General features: G+C 42.5%; 16 protein-coding genes. All 16 read right to left on the bottom strand.

Features of this window, described 5'->3' with window-relative positions:
• Nucleotides 1–51: 51 nt before the first annotated feature.
• Nucleotides 52–1,278, bottom strand: coding sequence for a M16 family metallopeptidase (locus tag NRI27_RS06090; RefSeq protein ID WP_371389932.1), 1,227 nt, complete (start codon nt 1,276–1,278; stop codon nt 52–54).
• A 93-nt stretch (nt 1,279–1,371) separates the two neighbouring features.
• Entirely contained in the window at nt 1,372–3,495 is a 2,124-nt protein-coding gene (gene pnp, locus NRI27_RS06085) for a polyribonucleotide nucleotidyltransferase (RefSeq protein WP_371389931.1), read from the bottom strand.
• Nucleotides 3,496–3,672: 177 nt separating this feature from the next.
• Nucleotides 3,673–3,942 carry a 30S ribosomal protein S15 gene (gene rpsO, locus NRI27_RS06080; protein WP_317941617.1) on the bottom strand — a complete coding sequence of 90 codons (270 nt, stop codon included), beginning with the start codon at nt 3,940–3,942 and terminating at the stop codon, nt 3,673–3,675.
• A gap of 158 nt (nt 3,943–4,100) precedes the next feature.
• A complete protein-coding gene (locus NRI27_RS06075; RefSeq protein WP_371389930.1) occupies nt 4,101–5,042 on the bottom strand; it encodes a bifunctional riboflavin kinase/FAD synthetase in 942 nt (313 codons plus the stop codon).
• Between the two features lie 11 nt (nt 5,043–5,053).
• On the bottom strand, nt 5,054–5,965 hold the full coding sequence (gene truB / locus NRI27_RS06070; RefSeq protein WP_371389929.1) for a tRNA pseudouridine(55) synthase TruB: 912 nt from the start codon (nt 5,963–5,965) through the stop codon (nt 5,054–5,056).
• A gap of 75 nt (nt 5,966–6,040) precedes the next feature.
• Nucleotides 6,041–6,385 carry a 30S ribosome-binding factor RbfA gene (gene rbfA / locus NRI27_RS06065; protein WP_317941620.1) on the bottom strand — a complete coding sequence of 115 codons (345 nt, stop codon included), beginning with the start codon at nt 6,383–6,385 and terminating at the stop codon, nt 6,041–6,043.
• A gap of 22 nt (nt 6,386–6,407) precedes the next feature.
• A complete protein-coding gene (locus NRI27_RS06060) occupies nt 6,408–6,686 on the bottom strand; it encodes a DUF503 domain-containing protein (protein WP_371389928.1) in 279 nt (92 codons plus the stop codon).
• Nucleotides 6,683–9,142 (bottom strand): translation initiation factor IF-2, encoded by a 2,460-nt coding sequence (gene infB, locus NRI27_RS06055; RefSeq protein ID WP_371389927.1) that lies wholly within the window; start codon nt 9,140–9,142, stop codon nt 6,683–6,685. Before infB ends, NRI27_RS06060 begins: the two co-directional genes overlap by 4 nt.
• On the bottom strand, nt 9,090–9,467 hold the full coding sequence (locus NRI27_RS06050) for a YlxQ family RNA-binding protein (RefSeq protein ID WP_371389925.1): 378 nt from the start codon (nt 9,465–9,467) through the stop codon (nt 9,090–9,092). The genes infB and NRI27_RS06050 overlap by 53 nt, the downstream gene beginning before the upstream one ends.
• Nucleotides 9,464–9,742 (bottom strand): RNase P modulator RnpM, encoded by a 279-nt coding sequence (gene rnpM / locus NRI27_RS06045; RefSeq protein ID WP_317941624.1) that lies wholly within the window; start codon nt 9,740–9,742, stop codon nt 9,464–9,466. The genes NRI27_RS06050 and rnpM overlap by 4 nt, the downstream gene beginning before the upstream one ends.
• A 19-nt stretch (nt 9,743–9,761) precedes the next feature.
• A complete protein-coding gene (gene nusA, locus NRI27_RS06040) occupies nt 9,762–10,979 on the bottom strand; it encodes a transcription termination factor NusA (RefSeq protein ID WP_317941625.1) in 1,218 nt (405 codons plus the stop codon).
• A gap of 22 nt (nt 10,980–11,001) precedes the next feature.
• Nucleotides 11,002–11,478: a ribosome maturation factor RimP gene (gene rimP / locus NRI27_RS06035; RefSeq protein WP_317941626.1), complete on the bottom strand. Its 477-nt coding sequence runs from the start codon at nt 11,476–11,478 to the stop codon at nt 11,002–11,004.
• 176 nt (nt 11,479–11,654) lie between these two features.
• Entirely contained in the window at nt 11,655–15,968 is a 4,314-nt protein-coding gene (locus tag NRI27_RS06030) for a PolC-type DNA polymerase III (protein ID WP_317941627.1), read from the bottom strand.
• Between the two features lie 81 nt (nt 15,969–16,049).
• Nucleotides 16,050–17,750 (bottom strand): proline--tRNA ligase, encoded by a 1,701-nt coding sequence (locus tag NRI27_RS06025; protein WP_371389923.1) that lies wholly within the window; start codon nt 17,748–17,750, stop codon nt 16,050–16,052.
• A 43-nt stretch (nt 17,751–17,793) separates the two neighbouring features.
• A complete protein-coding gene (rseP, locus tag NRI27_RS06020) occupies nt 17,794–19,053 on the bottom strand; it encodes an RIP metalloprotease RseP (RefSeq protein ID WP_371389922.1) in 1,260 nt (419 codons plus the stop codon).
• 47 nt (nt 19,054–19,100) lie between these two features.
• Complete coding sequence (locus NRI27_RS06015) at nt 19,101–20,246, bottom strand: 1-deoxy-D-xylulose-5-phosphate reductoisomerase (RefSeq protein WP_371389921.1); 1,146 nt, start codon at nt 20,244–20,246, stop codon at nt 19,101–19,103.
• Between the last annotated feature and the right edge of the window lie 9 nt (nt 20,247–20,255).

The following is a 20,255-nucleotide window of genomic DNA, read 5'->3' as shown; positions in this document are numbered from 1 at the left end:
TTATCAGCATATGTCAAGGAAGCAGTAAAACTGACTATTTTTTATGGAACACTACCTATTAGGACTGATAACGGAAGTGGCACGGTCCTGTACGAAAATTTCGCGGGCTAGGCGGTTTACATGCGTCACTTGTACTTGTTCAATCAATGCAACGACCTCATCTATCGATCGATGCTCACCCAAAATGAGCTCGTTGTTAGCATTCCGGTGCATTCTTGCTTCCGCACTATCCAGTCCTATAAGAAAACTGCCTTTTAATTGTTCTTTAGCATTATGCAATTCTTCATCAGTTACGCCGTTTTGCGCAACGTCCAGAATGATTTCATCCATACATCTCACCATCGTGTCCATTTGTTCCGGAGCTGTTCCCCCATAAATGACAAAGGCACCCGTGGAGGTAAATGATGAATAGTAGGAAAAGACGGAATAGGCAATCCCCAGTTCTTCACGAATTTGCTGAAATAAACGTGAAGACATTGTTCCTCCGATAATACTATCTAGTAAAATTAGATCGTGTAATCGCTCATCTTTTAACGGTAAGCCTGGATATCCTAAACAGACATGAGTCTGTTCAATCGCTTTTTCCTTCATTGTTTGTCCACTTGAAAAGCGTGGTGGCTGTATGACTGGATTATCAATTGTATTTTTCTTTGTTTTGAATGCAGAAAAATGTTGTTCAATCGCATGAATCAGCGTTTCATCATAATTGCCAGCTACCGATATTACGGTATTTTCAGGTGTATAATACGTCGCCATATACTGTTCAATCATTTCTAGGTTAAAGGATTGAATCGTTTCCTTACTGCCGCCAATCGATCGGCCAATCGCATCATTCGGGTACATGACTCCCCAAAGCCTTTCATCCACATCATCATCTGGTGTGTCTTCGACAGAAGCGATTTCATCCAAAATGACGGCTTTCTCCTTCTCCATCTCTTTCGGATCGAACGTGGAGTTGAAAAACATGTCAGCAAGAATACTGATCGCTTGGTGTGCATAACGGTCTAAAACGATTGCCGAATAACAAGTCACTTCTTTTGATGTATACGCATTTACATCTCCACCAATTCGATCGAATTGTTCCGCAATCTGTTTCGCACTTCGAGTAGGTGTCCCTTTAAACAACATATGTTCTATGAAGTGTGACAGTCCCCATTGGGAAGCCATTTCATTCGCAGATCCCACTTTCACACAAATGCCAATAACAACTGAGCGAACATGTGGCATTTTTTCATGGACGATTGTTACACCATTAAGACATCTTCTTTTTTGCAGCATTGCGAATCCCCTCTTCCTGTTTGAAAGAATAAAAAGCCACCAACTTCACACGATGCAAAGTGGGGCTTTTTCTTTTATTTTATTCAGCTCATATTATGCGTTATTCTCTTTTTCAGCAGCTTCTTTTTGTTCTTTCAACACAATTTTACGAGACAAGTTCACGCGTCCTTGGTTGTCGATTTCAATGACTTTGACGAGCAGTTCATCACCCATCTTCAATACATCTTCCACTGCTTTTGTACGTTCTTCTTGAATTTCAGAAATGTGAAGGAGGCCGTCTTTGCCTGAGAAGATTTCAAGGAATGCACCGAATTTTTCAATTCGTTTCACTTTCCCTAAATAATATTCGCCTACTTTTGCTTCACGGACAATGTTTTCAATCATCGTCTTCGCTTTTTCGTTCATCTCTGAGTTCGGTGAAGAAATATAAATTGTTCCATCTTGTTCTGTGTCAATCTTCACGTTTGTCTCTTCAATAATTTTATTGATCACTTTTCCGCCAGGTCCAATGACATCACGGATTTTATCCGGATTGATTTTTATCATAATAATTTTTGGAGCGTAAGCAGACAGCTGCTCTCTCGGTGCGGAAATACTTGTTAACATATGGTCAAGGATTTTCATGCGACCGATTTTCGCTTGTGCTAATGACTCTTCAAGAATTTGACGCGACAATCCTTCAATTTTAATATCCATTTGTAATGCAGTTATGCCTTTAGCTGTCCCTGCCACTTTAAAGTCCATATCACCCAAGTGATCTTCCATCCCTTGGATATCGGAAAGTACGGAATAGTTGTCCCCTTTTTTCACGAGACCCATTGCAATACCAGCTACAGGTGCTTTAATTGGAATACCTGCATCCATCATCGCCATTGTGGACGCACAGATCGATGCTTGTGATGAAGAACCATTCGACTCTAGAACTTCAGCAACAAGACGGATTGTGTACGGGAAGTCTTTTTCATCAGGGATGATTGCTTCAAGTGCACGCTCACCTAACGCACCGTGTCCAATTTCACGACGGCCTGGTCCACGGATTGGACCTGTTTCCCCAACACTAAAATTCGGGAAGTTATAATGATGCATGAAACGCTTGGACTCTTCAAGTCCTAAGCCATCTATAATTTGTACTTCTCCAAGTGCCCCTAATGTACAAACACTCAATGCTTGTGTCTGTCCACGTGTGAACAAACCGGAACCATGCGTACGTTGTAAAATGCCCACTTCGGAAGATAATGGACGGATTTCATCTAATCCTCGACCATCCGGACGAACTTTTTCATCGGTAATTAATCGACGGACTTCTTCTTTCACGAGGTGGTCTAAAATGTTTTTCACTTGTTTTAATGTCTCTTCATCAGCTTCTGCTTCCGTATAACTTTCCATTACGGCATTTTTCACAGCAGAGATTGCTTCCTCACGTGCATGCTTCTCTTCTGTTTGAATGGCACTGATCAATTCAGCTTCACATTTTTCTTTCACGTCAGCCATCAATGTTTCGTCCAACTCGAATAGCGTAATTTCCATCTTTTCTTTTCCGACTTCAGCAACGATCATTTCTTGGAATTCAATCAGTTTAATGATTTGCTCATGGCCAAACATGATCGCTTCTAAAATGACATCTTCCGCCACTTCTTTCGCGCCAGCTTCAACCATGTTGATAGCATCTTTTGTTCCTGCTACCACTAAGTCCAGTTCACTTTTCTCCAATTGCTCTGGTGTAGGGTTAATGATGAATTCGCCATCGATACGGCCAATTTGCACACCAGCAATTGGTCCTTCAAACGGAATGTCGGAAATGGATAGAGCGAGTGAAGAACCAAGCATTGCAGCCATTTCAGACGTGCAATTTTGGTCGACTGACATGACAAGTGAAATTATTTGGACGTCATTACGAAATCCATCCGCAAATAACGGTCGAATCGGGCGGTCAATTAACCGGCTCGTCAATACGGCTTTTTCGGAAGGACGACCCTCACGTTTAATGAAGCCTCCTGGAATTTTCCCTGCAGCATAAAGCCGCTCTTCATAGTTCACAGTCAAAGGGAAGAAATCGAGAGCTTTCGGATTTTTTGAAGCAGTCGCTGTTGACAATACGGATGTATCGCCATAACGGACAAGTACTGCACCGTTTGCCTGTTTCGCGAGTTGACCTGTCTCAATCGTCAATGGTCTCCCGGCCCACTCATATGTGTACACTTTTTTCTGTTCTGTCATTATGGTACTCCTCTCTTTTTTCAAACGTAAGCAACCATACGTAGTATGTATTTAGTCATAGTGTATCAAAAATGATTCGCTTATGCGAAATATAACATAAATATTTGTTATTGACAGTTCGTTCGCATCAATTCAATAAAAAAAAGCGGGCAAGGCCCGCTTTCCATATCCATCTTATTAACGGCGAAGGCCGAGTTTTGCAATAAGATCACGGTAACGTTGAACATCAGTTTCACGCAAGTACTTAAGAAGTCTTTTACGTGTACCAACCATCTTAAGAAGACCTCTACGTGAGTGGTGGTCTTTGTTGTGTACTTGAAGATGCGTGTTCAAGTTGTTGATCTCTTCTGTAAGGATAGCGATCTGTACTTCTGCAGATCCAGTATCGTTTTCATGAATTTTGAATTCAGTGATCAATTCATTTTTACGCTCTTGTGTAATTGCCATCCTTTTCACCTCCTAATCCATAAAATATCCCCGAATCCCGAGCAATCGTTGGTGATTCGACTTGCCAAGGAAAGGTTCATGCGATTGCACTGATTTATCATATCATGCATAGCTGTGGTATGCAATAAAGATGCACAAAGAATTCAGTTCCTACGCAATTACCTATGTAATAATTGTTTGGCAGTATGCTTGTCTTTTCCTATTTGTTCGATTAACTCTTCGATTGACTGAAACTTTTTCTCAGAACGGATATGGGCGATCCACTCGAGAGAGAGTTCTTGATCATACAAACTTCCTTCAAAATCCATAATGTGTACTTCAACCGTCGGAGTTTTTCTGTTCGGATCATGGAATGTCGGTTTAACGCCAACATTACATACGCCATCATACCAAGTAGTTCCTACTAAAACACGGACAGCATATACACCGTTTGAAGGAATAAGGGATTCAGGTTCAGATGCGATATTAGCAGTCGGAAACCCGAGTTGACGCCCTCTTTTATCACCATGAATCACTGTTCCTACAGTTCTAAACGGTCTACCAAGCAATCTTGCTGTATGTTCAACATCACCTTGAGCAAGCAATTCACGGATTCTAGTCGAGGAGATTTTATGTGCATCTGCTTCCACTTTTGGAATGATCGTCGTCTCATAAACTCCGTCCGCTAATGCAGCCATCTGTTCCATCGTGCCTGAACCTTTGGAACCATATGTAAAGTCGAAACCAGCTGTGACATGTTTGACGCCTAATCCTTTCATGAACAATTCAACAAACGCTTCTGGTGATAAAGATGCGAGCTCCCAATTGAATGTGACGATGAATAATGTATCAATTCCCATGTCTTGAAGAAGTCTAATCTTCTCTCGATAAGGGGTTATATACCCTACTTTATCCGTTCCACTTTTGAATAGATGGGACGGGTGAGGATCGAACGTCATGACCGCTGATTGGATCCCCAATTCTTCCGCTTTCCTTTTCGCCGCCTCAATGACTGTCTGATGACCTATATGCAAACCGTCAAAAAAACCGATTGCTAAGGAGAACGGTCCAGCGGTAGGTGTTTGAAAATTGTCTGGATAGTGTAAACGATGAATTTCCATGAATTTCTCCCTTACCGATTGACCGGAAACATTTTTTCCGGTTTCATCAATCCTTCTTTAGTCGGATGGTTGCGATAAATCGCAACCGCTTTGTCCTTGTGAGTAAATACAATCACATCATTTTGCAAAAGCAACTTATGTTGAGGCAATACTTGCCCATTCATTATTTTATCATACAAATCTTCTTCGAGTGGCACAAAAGTAAAGTCGATGAGCGCATCTTCCAATGGTCGAATGAAATTGTTCAATTGGCCATTTTCTTTTCGTTCCACCACTTCCGCTAACGTCATACAATCCTGTTGAACAAAGTTGCCAGATGCGGTCCGCACTAAGTTCTTCATGTGAGCAGGATAACCGAGTTGTTCGCCAATTTGGACCGATAACGTTCGAATATATGTCCCTTTACCACACGCTATACGAATGGAAAATTGCAACTCTTCGCCTTCGAAAAATTCAGCATCATCTAAAAGCTCAATTTCATAAATGTGCACTTTTCTTGAGGGTCGCTCCACTTCAATTCCTTTTCTCGCGTACTCATATAATCTTTTACCATTCACTTTTACTGCAGAGTACATAGGAGGAATTTGTGTGATTTCTCCAGTTAATCGCTGTAGAACTGTAAGCAACTCTTTGCGTGTGACTCGTTTAAACGTTTCGTCCGACTCGACGACTGCTCCATCCGCGTCTTCCGTCTCTGTAGACGCGCCTATTGAAACAGTAGCAATATACTCTTTGCCTGCGTCTGTAACGTATTCAGCGACCTTTGTCGCTTGTCCTAGACAGATGGGGAGTACACCTTCTACACTCGGATCTAACGTACCCGTATGCCCAATCCTTTTCATGCCGAGTATTTTTCGTAATTTGAAGACACAATCATGTGATGTCATTCCTTTTTCTTTCCACAACGGCAGAATCCCTTCCATTCCATCCCTCCTATCTTCTTAAGGCAAAAGGAGGAAATCGGATAAGTCCTTTTGGACACCGACTCCCTCCAATTTTCATTCTTCAGTGTTTACTTGACGAAGTAATGATTCGATGCGATTACCGTATTCAACGGAATCATCAAATGCGAACTCGATTTCAGGTGTTTTACGAAGTCTGATTCGTTGTCCAATTTCAGAACGAATGAATCCTTTTGCTTTCATTAGACCTGCCAAAGTAGCTTCTTTTTGCGCATCATTTCCAAGTACAGAAATAAAAATCGTCGCTTGTTGTAAATCTCCAGTCACTTCAACATCAGTGACTGTGACAAAGCCAATCCGAGGATCTTTTAACTTTTGGCCAATGATGCCGCCAAGTTCTTTCTTCATCTGTTCAGCGACCCGATTTGCACGCATAGACATGAATGGTCACCCCTATTTCTTATCAATAATAATCTAGCAGTAAATCAGTCATTTCCCACTCAGGATTCGATTCCAGGAAGCGGATAGCCCTTCTCGTCTCTCCTTCCGCTGCCTCTTTTGAAGAAGCGACGGATACGAGAGCGATTGTTGTACGCTGCCACAAATCCTGGTAATCGATTTCCGCAACGGAAACATTAAAATCATTTTTTACGCGATCGGTCATCTTTTTTAGGACCGACCGCTTTTCTTTCAGCGAATGGACATCTGGAATGAAGAATATGCATTCGGCATACACAATCATGACCGTTTGACTTCCTCCATGACAAAGGCTTCAAAGATGTCGCCTTCCTTGATGTCATTGAAGTTCTTCACAGTAATACCACATTCGTATCCTTTAGATACTTCTTTTACATCATCTTTAAAGCGTTTCAACGTATCAAGCTCACCTTCGAAAATGACGATGTTATCTCGAAGTACTCTGACGCCAGCATCTCTTGTCAATTTACCTTCAGTGACATAACTTCCAGCAATTGTACCGATTTTAGAAACCTTGAATGTCTCACGAACTTCAGCTTGCCCAATTACTTTCTCCTCAAATTCAGGATCCAGTAACCCTTTCATCGCAAATTCGATTTCCTCGATTACTTTATAAATGACGCGGTGTAAACGAATGTCGACACCTTCTTCTTCAGCAGCACGTTTTGCATTGACATCAGGTCGAACGTTGAAACCAATTACAATTGCATTAGATGCAGCCGCAAGGGAAATATCAGATTCATTGATAGCACCTGCACCGGTATGAATGATTTTGACGTTAACACCTTCCACTTCAATTTTCATAAGGGAAGCCGCCATTGCCTCAACTGTACCTTGAACGTCAGCTTTAACTATCAAATTCAGTTCTTTCATTTCACCTTGTTTCATTTGATCGAACAAGTTATCAAGCGTAACACGTGTTTTCTCTACACGTTGTTCTTGCAATGCATCGCCTGCTCTTGACTCACCGATTTGACGAGCGGTCTTTTCATCTTCAAACACAACAAAGCGATCGCCAGCTTGAGGTACTTCATTCAATCCTGTTATTTCGACAGGTGTTGATGGACCCGCTTCTTTCACACGACGGCCTAAGTCATTGATCATCGCACGCACTTTACCAAATGTCGTACCAACAACAATCGGGTCACCTACACGTAATGTTCCATCTTGCACGAGCAACGTTGCGACAGATCCACGTCCGCGATCGAGCTGTGCTTCGATCACAGTTCCTTTCGCACGGATGTTTTTGCTTGCTTTCAATTCTGCAACTTCTGAAACGAGTAACACCATTTCAAGAAGATGGTCAATTCCTTCACCTTTCAATGCAGAAATTGGTACAAAAATCGTATCTCCTCCCCACGCTTCAGAAAGAAGTCCATGCTCTGTCAGCTCTTGCATGACACGGTCAGGATTTGCGGAAGGTTTATCCATTTTGTTCACCGCAACAATAATTGGTACTTCAGCCGCTTTTGCATGGTTTATCGCTTCGATTGTTTGCGGCATGACGCCATCATCGGCAGCTACTACTAAAATTGTAATGTCAGTAACTTTGGCACCTCGTGCACGCATTGTCGTAAAGGCAGCATGCCCAGGCGTATCAAGGAAAGTAATTCTCTTTCCTTCCACTTCGATTTGATAGGCACCAATATGTTGAGTGATTCCGCCAGCTTCACCTTGTGTCACTTTTGTATCACGAATAGAGTCAAGTAGTGTCGTTTTACCATGGTCAACATGCCCCATAATTGTTACGACAGGTGGACGTTCAGTTAGATCCGCTTCAACTTCTTCTGAATCTTCAAAGTAAATTTCAAGATCGGTGACATCAATGCGGATTTCCTCTTCCACTTCCACTTCATAATCTGCGCAAATTAGTTCAATTGCATCCTTATCCAGTTCTTGGTTAATCGTTGCCATAACACCAAGCATAAAGAGCTTTTTGATGATTTCAGACGGTTCGCGTCCTAATTTGTTTGCAAGCTCTCCGACAGATAAGGACTCATAAAATGTAATTTTTTCCGGCAATGGTTTTTCCACTTTCGGCATTGGTGCTGGACGATGTCTTCTGCGCCCTTGGTTAATGCCGCGAGCAGGAGGTCTGCCACCGCGCCCAGCAGGACGATTACCACCTTGCGCTCCTTGTCCTTGACGTGGTTGGCCTTGTGCAGAACGGTTGCCTTGCGTGCCGCCTTGCCCTTGGCGCTGTTGGCCTTGCGTAGAACGGTTACCTTGCGCGCCGCCTTGCCCTTGACGTTGTTGACCTTGTGCAGAACGGTTGCCTTGCGCGCCGCCTTGCCCTTGACGTTGTTGGCCTTGTGCAGAACGGTTGCCTTGCGATCCTTGCCCTTGGCGCTGTTGGCCTTGAGCAGAACGGTTACCTTGCGTGCCGCCTTGCCCTTGACGTTGTTGACCTTGTGCGGAACGGTTACCTTGCGCGCCGCCTTGCCCTTGGCGCTGTTGGCCTTGTCTTGGTCGATCGTCTTGCTTGTTTCTCTCTTGTGATGGACGTGCGCCATTTGAAGATGGCTTTTGCCCTTGCTTTGCTGTATTCGGAGGAGTTGAACCACCTTTGCTGAAATGCTTATCCAATTTATCTTTCGCATCCTTATCTAGCATTGACATATGATTCGACACCTTTACATTCATCTTTCCAAGCTCATCTATGACTTCCTTACTCGTCCGATTCACTTGTTTCGCGTATTCGTGTACACGTATCTTCGTCATTAGCCCACCCCCGGTTATATTCGTTGAGGAGCCCGGATATTTTACCGGCAAAACCGGCATCCGTTAACGCGAGTACGACCCGCGACTCTTTTCCGATTGCATGGCCAAGAGCTTCCCGGCTCCCAAACACATGCTTCTCAACGTTGTAAAAACTACATTTATCATGAACTTTTTTGTGTGTATTTTTTGAAGCATCTTCAGAAATGATGACAAGTCGAGCATTTCCAGCACGAATGTCTTTTACGACCAATTCTTCACCGGTAATCAATTTCCGAGCTCTGGCTGCCATTCCTAGCAACTGAAAAATTTTCTGTGGATGATTCATTTCAATGCCTCTCGACGGATTGCATGAAGAAGGTCCTCATACACTTCCTCGGGCACAGAAGTTCCCAATTGACTTTCAATGGCCCGATTGCGTTTTGCAGTTTCGACAGCTGCTTCAGTTTTTGATACATATGTACCTCGTCCTGACTTCTTCCCAGTCAAGTCGACTGAAACTTCGCCTTCTTTCGTGCGTACAATCCGGATCATTTCTTTTTTAGGGTACATGTCACCTGTAGCAGCGCATTTCCGCAAAGGGACTTTTTTCTTACTAGTCATGGGCACTCATCCTTTCATTTCATTTGTCATCAGTTTCCGAATAAAGATCAATCGTTTCTAAGTCAGTTTCATCATCCGATTCCACATCAAAATACGGATCATCTTTAAACGTATCGTCTCCATTATTCGCACCTGTATATACATCATTTTCATGCTCATCTACAGTATTGTATGGAGTATTCGCAGAAGGATAAATTCCTAATTCACGAGCATCCGTTTCGCTTTTTATATCAATTTTCCATCCTGTCAACTTCGCTGCAAGTCTTGCGTTCTGTCCTCGTTTCCCAATTGCCAAGGAAAGTTGGTAATCAGGTACAACGACTGTTGTCGACCGTTCTTCTTCGTTCACTTGTACGTCAAGCACTTTTGAAGGGCTTAAAGCATTTGCTACAAAGACGATTGGATCTTCTGACCATTCGACAATGTCGACTTTCTCCCCGTTCAACTCATTTGAGATGGACTGGACACGCGCTCCACGTGCTCCAACACAAGAACCGACTGGATCGACTTCTTCATTGTTTGTATGCACAGAAATCTTTGAGCGATCGCCGGCTTCACGGGCAATGGACTTGATTTCAACAATACCATCGTAAATCTCAGGCACTTCCATTTCAAACAACCTGCGCAAAAGACCAGGATGCGTACGGGACACAAAAACTTGAGGTCCACGGGAAGTTCTTTCGACTTTAGTAATGTACACTTTAATGCGATCGTGTGGTTTATATGATTCAGTCGGGATTTGTTCTCCAGCAGGCAAAACAGCTTCAACTTTTCCAAGACCGACATACAAATTACGTGCATCGAGACGTTCTACGATTCCATTGACAATATCATCTTCGCGGTCAACGTATTCGTCATAAATTAACCCACGCTCCGCTTCACGCACCCGTTGTGTAACGACTTGTTTAGCTGTTTGAGCTGCGATACGGCCAAAATCTCGTGGTGTGACTTCCTCTTCCACGACATCTCCTATTTCGTAAGCGGGATTGACAAGCAGTGCATCTTCCAACGCCATTTGTAACCGCTCATCATCAACTTCATCGACAACGTCTTTTCGCGAATAGACTTTCATCGTACCTTTTTCAAGGTTTAAATCAACGCGGACATTTTGCGCCTGATTGAAATTTCGTTTGTAGGCGGTCACGAGTGCCGCTTCAATCGCTTCAACAATAACATCCCTAGAAATTCCTTTTTGTTTTTCAAGGGCTGTCAATGCATCGAGTAGATCACTACTCATAATTAATCACTCCTCTATTCAATTATGCCGAAAAGTCAATCGCCAACCGTGCAAAAGCAATTTTCGCCTTTTCAATTTCTACTTGCAATTTGCGTGTCTTAATTCGAATCTCAACTTCTGCAATTTCAGGACCGTATGAAAGCAAATAGCCTTCAAATTCTTTCATGCCATTGATCGGTTCATATGTTTTGATGAATACATATTGACCGATTGCTTTTAAGAAGTCTTCTTCTTTTTTCAATGGCCGCTCTGCACCTGGTGAAGAGACTTCGAGGAAGTAATTTTGCGAAATCGGATCAACTCGATCCAATTCCTCACTCAGCCTTTCACTAACTTGTGCACATTGCTCAATATCGATATTGCCTTCCGGCGTATCAACATATATGCGCAAAAACCAGTCTTTACCTTCTTTTAGAAATTCGATGTCAACCAATTCCAACTCGAGGTCTTTCACAATCGGACTGACGAGTTTTTCGACTTGTTCTGTAATTTTACTCATCATAACCCTCCCGAAAATTCATTTAACTTATCCAATCCGCAAAGAACAACAGAAAAGAGCGGGAGACCCCACTCTTTTCGCGTAAGACTTATAGCAAAAGTTGCTACAATTATACCATCTACTGGGCATCTATGCAAACAATGTGCCAATGCTTTCCGAAGTTGACAGCATTTTTATCAAAACAACGAGAGCTGGTTCGAGTCTGGCATACCTTCCAAACACCCTAATGTATCCATGAATTCAATGACTGTCTTCGATACTCGACCGCGTTGTTGCAAGTCTTCTTTAGAGAGGAAGATCCCATCTTTACGCGCTTCAACAATCGTTTTGGCAACGTTCGTTCCGAGCGAAGGAATCGAGTCGAATGGCGGAATGAGTTTGTTTCCATCTATTAAGAAGACCGATGCATCCGATTTATACAGGTCAGGTTTCGCAAACGTGAATCCGCGTTCTCCCATCTCTAAAGCAATTTCAAGTACAGTTAACAAGTTCTTTTCCTTCGGGGAAGCTTCCAAACCTTTATCGTTTATTTCTTTGATTTTGGCACGCATTGAAGCAGTCCCTTTTGTCATCGTAAGCAAATCATAATCGGTCGCCCGCACTGTAAAGTACGCTGCATAGTACATAATCGGATGATGTACTTTAAAATATGCAATTCGCAGTGCCATCATAACGTATGCAGCAGCATGGGCTTTAGGGAACATGTATTTTATTTTCTTACAAGAATCGATATACCATGCAGGTACATTATTTGCTTTCATTTCCGCTTCGAATTCTGGAGTCAGCCCTTTCCCTTTCCGAACAGATTCCATAATCTTAAATGCCATGGATGGTTCTAGACCTTGATAAATCAAGTACACCATAATATCATCACGACATCCAATCACGTCGGATAATTGACAAATTTTATTTTGAATCAATTCTTGCGCATTCCCTAACCACACGTCAGTCCCATGAGATAGTCCGGAAATTTGAATGAGTTCGGAGAAGGTAGACGGCTTCGTTTCTTCCAACATCTGCCGTACGAAGCGTGTACCGAATTCCGGCACCCCTAACGTTCCTGTCTTGCAATCAATTTGCTCCTCAGTTACCCCCAATGAAGTCGTCCCGCTGAACAATGCCATGACCCCTTCATCGTCGGGTGGTATCGTTTTCGGATCTATACCCGATAAATCTTCCAACATTTTAATCATTGTCGGATCATCGTGGCCTAGAATATCCAATTTCAGCAAGTTATTATCAATGGAATGGAAGTCAAAATGCGTCGTCCGCCAACTTGAACCTGTATCATCTGCAGGATATTGGATTGGCGTAAAGTCAAATATATCCATGGTATCAGGTACAACAATGATGCCGCCTGGATGTTGTCCGGTATTCCGTTTAACACCCGTACAGCCTTGTACGAGCCTGTCGATTTCCGCTCCACGCAAATTAATATTATTGTCGTTCATATACCCTCGGACATAACCGTATGCTGTCTTTTCAGCAACCGTTCCAATTGTTCCAGCACGGTACACATAATCTTCCCCAAAAAGGACTTTCGTATAATTGTGTGCATGCGCTTGGTATTCACCGCTGAAATTCAAATCGATATCCGGAACTTTATCCCCATTAAAACCTAGGAATGTTTCGAACGGAATGTCGTGTCCATCTTTTTTAAACATCGTTCCACAAGAAGGACAAGCCTTATCGGGCAAATCGAACCCAGAACCAACGGAACCGTCGTTAAAGAACTCGGACAGTTTACATGAAGGACAGACGTAATGTGGCGGCATCGGGTTCACTTCCGTAATCTCCATCATCGTCGCAACAAGTGAGGAACCAACAGAACCACGGGACCCGACCAAATAGCCATCATCCAATGATTTTTTAACGAGCTTATGGGAAATTAAATAAATGACGGCAAATCCGTTATCAATAATGGATTTTAACTCTTTCTCGATACGCGCTTCCAAGATGTCAGGTAAGTTCTCTCCATAAATGCTATGAGCCATCGTATAGGTCAAATTCCGAACTTCCTCATCGGCACCTTCGATTGTCGGCGTATACAAATCGTCTTTAATGACTTTAACATTGCCAATCCTTTCGGCAATTGCATTTGGATTATCAATGACAATTTGTTCTGCTGTCTCTTTGCCTAGAAACGAAAAGTGTTCCAACATTTCGTCAGTCGTTCGGAAATGCACTTCAGGGAGCGCGTGTCTATTCATTGGATTTGCCCCACCTTGCGAACGGACAAGTACTTGGCGATACATCGCATCTGTTTCATGAATGTAGTGGACATTCCCAGTGGCACAAACAGGCAATCCCGTCTTCTTTCCAAGTTTGATCATTTTACGCATAATATCTTCAAGATTCCATTCGTCCCGTATTAATTCTAATTCCAATAAATGCGAGTAGACCGGCTTAGGATGCAGTTCCAAATAGTCGTAAAACCTTGCAATCTCTTCAACTTCCTCCATAGACTTTTGCATGAGACCTTCAAAAACTTCACCTTTATCACAACCTGAACCAACCAATAGTCCTTTTCGGTATTTCGTTAGTAACGACCTTGGAATACGAGGTACGCGATAAAAATAGTTCATATGGGAAATTGAAACGAGTTGGAACAGATTTTTCAGTCCTTCATCATCTACCGCTAACAGTGTACAATGCGATGGACGCGAGCGTTTATAAGCATCTCCTTCACCGATGTTCTTATTAAAATCATCTAAGAATGCAATGCCCTTCTCTGCAGCATCTTTCATCAATCGGATGAACAAATACGCTGTCGCTTCTGTATCGTAAATTGCACGGTGATGTTGCGTCAGTTCAATATCAAACTTTTTTGCTAACGTATTCAAACGGTGATTCCTTAGTTCAGGATATAAAAACCTCGCGAGCTCGAGTGTGTCGATAACCGGATAGGATTTGTCATGCAATTCGGCTCGTTTACTCGCTTCATAAAAGAATCCCATATCAAACGATGCATTGTGTGCAACAAGAATAGAGTCGCCTATAAATTCTTTGAAATCTCTAATGACTTCAGATACTTCTGGAGCATCCTTCACCATGTCATCTGTAATACCTGTCAATTCCGTCGTCGTTGAAGACAATGGATGATGCGGGTTCGCAAATCGTTCAAAACGTTCTTTTATTTCCCCATTTACGACTTTCACTGCCGCTAACTCAATAATTGTATCGTAAACAGCAGAGAGTCCCGTTGTTTCGACGTCAAAGACAACATATGTATCATCTTCCAGTTTACGGTGTTGCTCATCATAAACAATCGGTACGCCGTCGTCGACTAAGTTTGCTTCAAGTCCGAACAATACTTTGATGCCGTGTTTTTTTCCAGCAGAAAATGCTTCGGGAAATGATTGGACATTCGCATGATCCGTTATTGCTACAGCAGGATGACCCCATTTAGCAGCTTGCTCAACAAGTGCAGATGCAGTCGTAACAGCATCCATCTGACTCATTGTCGTGTGAGCATGTAATTCCACTCGCTTACGGTCATCAGGTGCTAAATCTTTGCGAATGACAGGAGCAACTTCCATAATATCTTGTGCCATCATAATTAGATCACGGACAAATGTATCGTTTTGAATACTGCCACGCGCACGTACCCAGGAACCTTTCTTCAACGTTTTCATCAATTCCGCATCTTCATTGTCCCGCGAAAACATTTTCACTAATATCGAGTCCGTATAGTCAGTCACTTTCATCGTTAATAAAGAACGACCACTACGCAATTCTCGTACTTCCGTATCAAAAACGAAGCCTTCAATCGTCACTCTACGTTCTTCGTCTTGAATCGATTGAATGCTCATTAACGGTTCGTCAGGCTTAATCGGTGTCCCTAATATGAACGGTCGATTGCCCTGATCACCGTTTTCCTTCTTCAACGCTTCTACTTTTTGAAGATTTGCTAACGCGGTTTTTGCATACGCTTCTTCTTCAGCTTCTTTTTGTGCAATGAAGGCAAGTCTCTCCGCTTCTAGTTGAGCTTCATCCTCCACGACGGTGAATTCGATTGCCATGGAAGAAAAACCGAATGAAGCATAAACATCAGCTAGTAGTGGTCCGTATTTCGTTTTCAACGTTTGTTGTTCAAACTCGCTTGTACAAACTAACGTCATCTTCTCACCTACTAGAACAGGCGTCTGTCCTAACAACCTTTCTCTTATGGGTGGAGACATATCTCTTAATTCTTCAATAACGATTGGCCAATAACCAACCACTTGCTCAGCGTTCTTTTCGGTTGTACGACAATTCACCTGTAAACGTACTGTTGCAATTGAATTGAATGCATCGAGCAAACGCTGTTGAAACAATTGAAATACGTGTACTGGCAATGTCCGCTCCAATTGCACGTTGAATTGCCACACTCTTGACTTCCGATGAATATCGACACGTTCCAATGTTCCACCTTCAAAACACGCAATTACTTGGTCATCTGTCATACCAATTTGCTGAAGCAATGTCAGTAGTTTCATTCTCGCATCCATGCTGCTAACCCCTCCACTTCAAACGTCAAAAGAAGGGAAGAACCGATTGAACGCACGGCCTTCCCCTTTTTTAACGAGTTGTTAAGAGAAAAACGACTGAAGTTTTTCCGTCACTTCTTCTCTCTGCCACTCGACTGTTTCACCAGTCTCTCTAAATTTGACCTCTACAATTCCTTCTTGTGCCCTTTTTCCGATTGTTAAACGGATCGGCAAACCAATCAAGTCGGCATCAGCAAACTTCACACCTGCCCGTTCATGGCGATCATCATGCAAAATTTCATACCGATAAGATTTCAATAAATGATACAGTTCCTCGGATAATTGCCTCTGCACTTCGTCCTCCATATTAATCGTCACAAGATGGACATCATAAGGAGCAAGGTGTTTTGGCCATTTCAACCCACTTGCGTCATTGTATTGATCCGCAATGGCTGCAAGAATCCTAGAGACACCGATTCCATAGCAACCCATAATATATGGATTGTTTTTTCCATTCTCATCTACATACGTTGCGCGCATCGGTTCACTATAAGCAGTGCCTAACTTGAAGACATGCCCTAATTCAATTCCTTTTGCAAATCGGATTGTTCCTGAGCCGTCAGGAGAAGGATCTCCTTCTTGGATAAAGCGCAAGTCAATAAATTGATCGATCGCGAAATCCCTTTCAGGGTTGACGTTGATTAAATGATAACCTTCTTCATTTGCACCACAGACAACATTCACTAAATTCGCTACCGAATAGTCAGCGTACACTTTCATATCTATCGGTAGTTTGACAGGACCAATAAACCCTACTTTGCACCCAATTAAAGACTCTATTTCCTGTGCCGTAGCAAATGAAAGATCCCCTGCATGTAATGCTTTCTTTAACTTCAGTTCATTGACATCGTGATCACCACGTGCAATAACCGCAAGGAATTCACCATCCGCCTTATAGATGAGTGTTTTAAGAACTTTGTCGACTCCAACTTGTAAATACTTCGCAACATCGCTGACTGTCTTTTGAGTAGGTGTTTCAACCTTTTCAATCGCTTTTTGCGTTTGATTCGGCTTTTCTTTATTTGCACTCACTTCAGCTGTCTCAATGTTTGCCGCGTATGGAGATGCATCGCTATAAGCAATTGTATCTTCACCAATATCGGATAATGCCATGAATTCATGTGTATCCGTTCCACCTATCGAACCGCCATCAGCAAGTACTGCGCGAAAGTTTAAACCAATCTTTGTAAAAATGTTTGAATAAGCTTGCATCATAGCTGAATACGTTTCATCCAAACTATCTGCTGTCGCATGGAATGAATAGGCGTCTTTCATAATAAACTCACGTGCACGAAGTAAACCAAACCGAGGGCGCTTTTCATCACGGAACTTCGTTTGGATTTGATAGAAAGTTAACGGCAATTTTTTGTAAGATTTCACTTCATCGCGTACAAGCGAAGTAATGACTTCTTCATGTGTAGGTCCTAATGCCATTTCTCGGTCGTGACGATCACTAATCCGGAATAATTCAGATCCATAAGCATCCCATCGCCCTGTTTCCTGCCATAGTTCAGCTTGTTGCAACGTCGGCATAAATAGTTCGGCTGCATTCAGTGCATCCATTTCTTCACGGATAATTTTTTCGATTTTCGACAACACTTTTTTAGCAAGCGGCATATATGTATAAACGCCGCTCATATGTTGTCGGACAAATCCTGCTCTTACTAATAACTGATGGGATACTGTGTCAGCATCTGTAGGGACTTCACGCATCGTTGGGATGAATGTACGTGATTGTTTCATTTGCTTTCACCTCGAATTCCAGTAGTTAGATTGTCATGCTCCATTAGAAGAAGAAGCGTTGAATGTCATTCCAGGTGACAACAACCATGAGAACCATGAGTAACATGATCCCAACAAAGTGAACCATGCCTTCTTTTTGTTTGTCTACAGGTTTGCCTCTTACAGCTTCGTATAGGAAAAAGAGTAACCTTCCTCCGTCTAGTGCTGGCAATGGCAACAAGTTCATGATTCCTAAATTGATACTCAGTATAGCCGCCCAATTCATTAATGTAAAGATGCCGAACCGAGCCATTTCTTCTGTCGCCTTATAAATACCGACTGGTCCACTCAGTGCATCAATTGTAAATTTACCTGTAACGAGCATCCCTAACAGTTCAAAGATCCGTGTAATCCAGTTCACTGTTTCAGTAGCACCATATTGCAATGCTTTTAGAGGACTCTTCTCGTACTCAGGTGCATACTTAACACCAATTTGTCCGAATTCTTGGCCGGAATCCACGATAGTCGATGGCGTCATCGTCATCGTTAACAGTTCTCCTGCTCTTTCTACTTTCACCTGAATCTTTTCACCAGGTTTTTCTTGAATGATTCCAGTAAATTGAGACCATTTGTCCACTACGTTCCCGTCCACTTCTTTAATACGGTCACCAGCTTCCATCCCAGCAGCATATGCAGGCGTATCCTTTACGACTTCCGCGATGATCGGTTCGTCTTTAGGTACACCATTTAATAACCCGATGGCTAAGAAAATAAAGAACGAAAGAATGAAGTTAAAGAGTGGCCCTGCAAAAATTGCCATTGCTCGACTACCTAATGGCTTTGAATCAAATTGACGATCATAGGGTGCAATCAGTGTTTCTTGCCCTTTTTCATAGATGATCGCTTCTCTCGAAACATTGTATCGGACGAGTTGGCCATCTTCATCATATCCTTCGATATATAATTCTTTACTAAGATCGGCAGACTCGGTCTCTAAAAAAAGTACATTCGGATTTGCAATTTCACGATTCAAATAGATTTTTTCTACTTCGTCCGAATCATTGAGCACAACTCCAACTCGATAGCCAGGTAATAGTTCGACAGAGTCAAAGTCCTCTCCCGCCATTCGCACATAGCCACCAAACGGTAGGATTCGGATTGTGTACAACGTTTCTTTCTTCCGGATTGCAAGAATCTTCGGACCAAAACCGATTGCAAATTCCCGCACCATGATCCCTGCTTTTTTCGCAAATAAGAAATGCCCTAATTCATGAAAAAAAACAAGTGAACCAAATATGATAATAAACGCAATAACGGTTTCCATTTAAAACCACCTTAACTGGCCAAACCGGCCTTTTTTCAATTCAGTCATCATACCAATGCATGGACCAATTTACGCGTATTGGAGTCAATTTCTAAAATCTCATCCAAACTAGGATGTGAAATGGTTACATGCTCGTTCATCATTTGCTCCACAATTTCTTCAATCTGTAAAAATGGGATTTTATTCATCATGAACAACTGAACTGCAATTTCGTTAGCTGCATTCATTACGGTCGGCATGGAACCGCCAGTACGACCTGCTTCGTAAGCGAGTGCTAATGCTTTGAATCGCTCAAAATCCATTCTCTCAAAGTGTAGCGCTCCAATTTCCTCCAGCCGCAATGGCTTCGCATTCTGCATCGGCATACGGTCTGGGTAAGTCATGGCATATTGGATTGGCACGCGCATATCTGGTGAACCAAGTTGAGCGATGACGCTCGTATCTTCAAATTCGACCATAGAATGGATAATACTCTCTTTATGAAGCAAACAATCAATCTGGTCGTACGGTAAATTGAATAAATGATGGGCTTCAATAACTTCTAATCCTTTATTCATCATTGTTGCAGAGTCAATTGTCAGCTTATTCCCCATCGACCAGTTCGGATGAGCTAACGCTTGTTCAACTGTAACCTGTTTTAACTGATCACGTGACAAGTCCCGGAAACTTCCGCCTGAAGCCGTTAAAATAAGACGGGTGACTCTCTTTGGATTTTCACCATTGAGTGCTTGAAACAGTGCGGAATGCTCGCTATCGACGGGGAGAAGTGCTACGTTTCGCTTTTGAGCTTCAGCAATGACAATATCCCCTGCAGCAACTAATGTTTCCTTATTGGAAATCGCAATCGTTATCCCTTCTCTTATCGCATGCAATGTCGGTTCAAGTCCGACACTCCCGATGACAGCGTTGACGAGCATATCTGCCCCTGAATGTGCAGCGACGAGGATGAGTCCTTCTTTCCCATATACAAAACGAGTCGAAGGAAAATCAACAGCTAGCGTTTCGGCATCTTCCTTACGCATAACGGATACAAGAGATGGCTGGAACTTTAAAGTGATTTCTCTTACTTTTTCAATATTCTTGCCTGCTGAAAAAGATACAAGTTGAAAATGTTCAGGGTTCGACTGCACAATATCAAGTGTTTGTGTACCAATCGATCCAGTAGCACCTAAAAGACTGATCTTTTTTTTCATTGATTGAAC

Source organism: Sporosarcina sp. OR05 (assembly GCF_041414805.1).
GTDB lineage: Bacteria > Bacillota > Bacilli > Bacillales_A > Planococcaceae > Sporosarcina > Sporosarcina saromensis.
Note: the sequence above shows the minus strand (reverse complement) of the source record. Positions and strands in the feature narration are given on the sequence as shown.

What these genes read in the sequence shown, in the direction of transcription:
- NRI27_RS06090 (WP_371389932.1), bottom strand. Translation starts at nt 1,278, where the DNA reads ATGCTGCAAAAAAGAAGATGTCTTAATGGTGTAACAATCGTCCATGAA.
- pnp (WP_371389931.1), bottom strand. Translation starts at nt 3,495, where the DNA reads ATGACAGAACAGAAAAAAGTGTACACATATGAGTGGGCCGGGAGACCA.
- rpsO (WP_317941617.1), bottom strand. Translation starts at nt 3,942, where the DNA reads ATGGCAATTACACAAGAGCGTAAAAATGAATTGATCACTGAATTCAAA.
- NRI27_RS06075 (WP_371389930.1), bottom strand. Translation starts at nt 5,042, where the DNA reads ATGGAAATTCATCGTTTACACTATCCAGACAATTTTCAAACACCTACC.
- truB (WP_371389929.1), bottom strand. Translation starts at nt 5,965, where the DNA reads ATGGAAGGGATTCTGCCGTTGTGGAAAGAAAAAGGAATGACATCACAT.
- rbfA (WP_317941620.1), bottom strand. Translation starts at nt 6,385, where the DNA reads ATGTCTATGCGTGCAAATCGGGTCGCTGAACAGATGAAGAAAGAACTT.
- NRI27_RS06060 (WP_371389928.1), bottom strand. Translation starts at nt 6,686, where the DNA reads ATGATTGTGTATGCCGAATGCATATTCTTCATTCCAGATGTCCATTCG.
- infB (WP_371389927.1), bottom strand. Translation starts at nt 9,142, where the DNA reads ATGACGAAGATACGTGTACACGAATACGCGAAACAAGTGAATCGGACG.
- NRI27_RS06050 (WP_371389925.1), bottom strand. Translation starts at nt 9,467, where the DNA reads ATGAATCATCCACAGAAAATTTTTCAGTTGCTAGGAATGGCAGCCAGA.
- rnpM (WP_317941624.1), bottom strand. Translation starts at nt 9,742, where the DNA reads ATGACTAGTAAGAAAAAAGTCCCTTTGCGGAAATGCGCTGCTACAGGT.
- nusA (WP_317941625.1), bottom strand. Translation starts at nt 10,979, where the DNA reads ATGAGTAGTGATCTACTCGATGCATTGACAGCCCTTGAAAAACAAAAA.
- rimP (WP_317941626.1), bottom strand. Translation starts at nt 11,478, where the DNA reads ATGAGTAAAATTACAGAACAAGTCGAAAAACTCGTCAGTCCGATTGTG.
- NRI27_RS06030 (WP_317941627.1), bottom strand. Translation starts at nt 15,968, where the DNA reads ATGGATGCGAGAATGAAACTACTGACATTGCTTCAGCAAATTGGTATG.
- NRI27_RS06025 (WP_371389923.1), bottom strand. Translation starts at nt 17,750, where the DNA reads ATGAAACAATCACGTACATTCATCCCAACGATGCGTGAAGTCCCTACA.
- rseP (WP_371389922.1), bottom strand. Translation starts at nt 19,053, where the DNA reads ATGGAAACCGTTATTGCGTTTATTATCATATTTGGTTCACTTGTTTTT.
- NRI27_RS06015 (WP_371389921.1), bottom strand. Translation starts at nt 20,246, where the DNA reads ATGAAAAAAAAGATCAGTCTTTTAGGTGCTACTGGATCGATTGGTACA.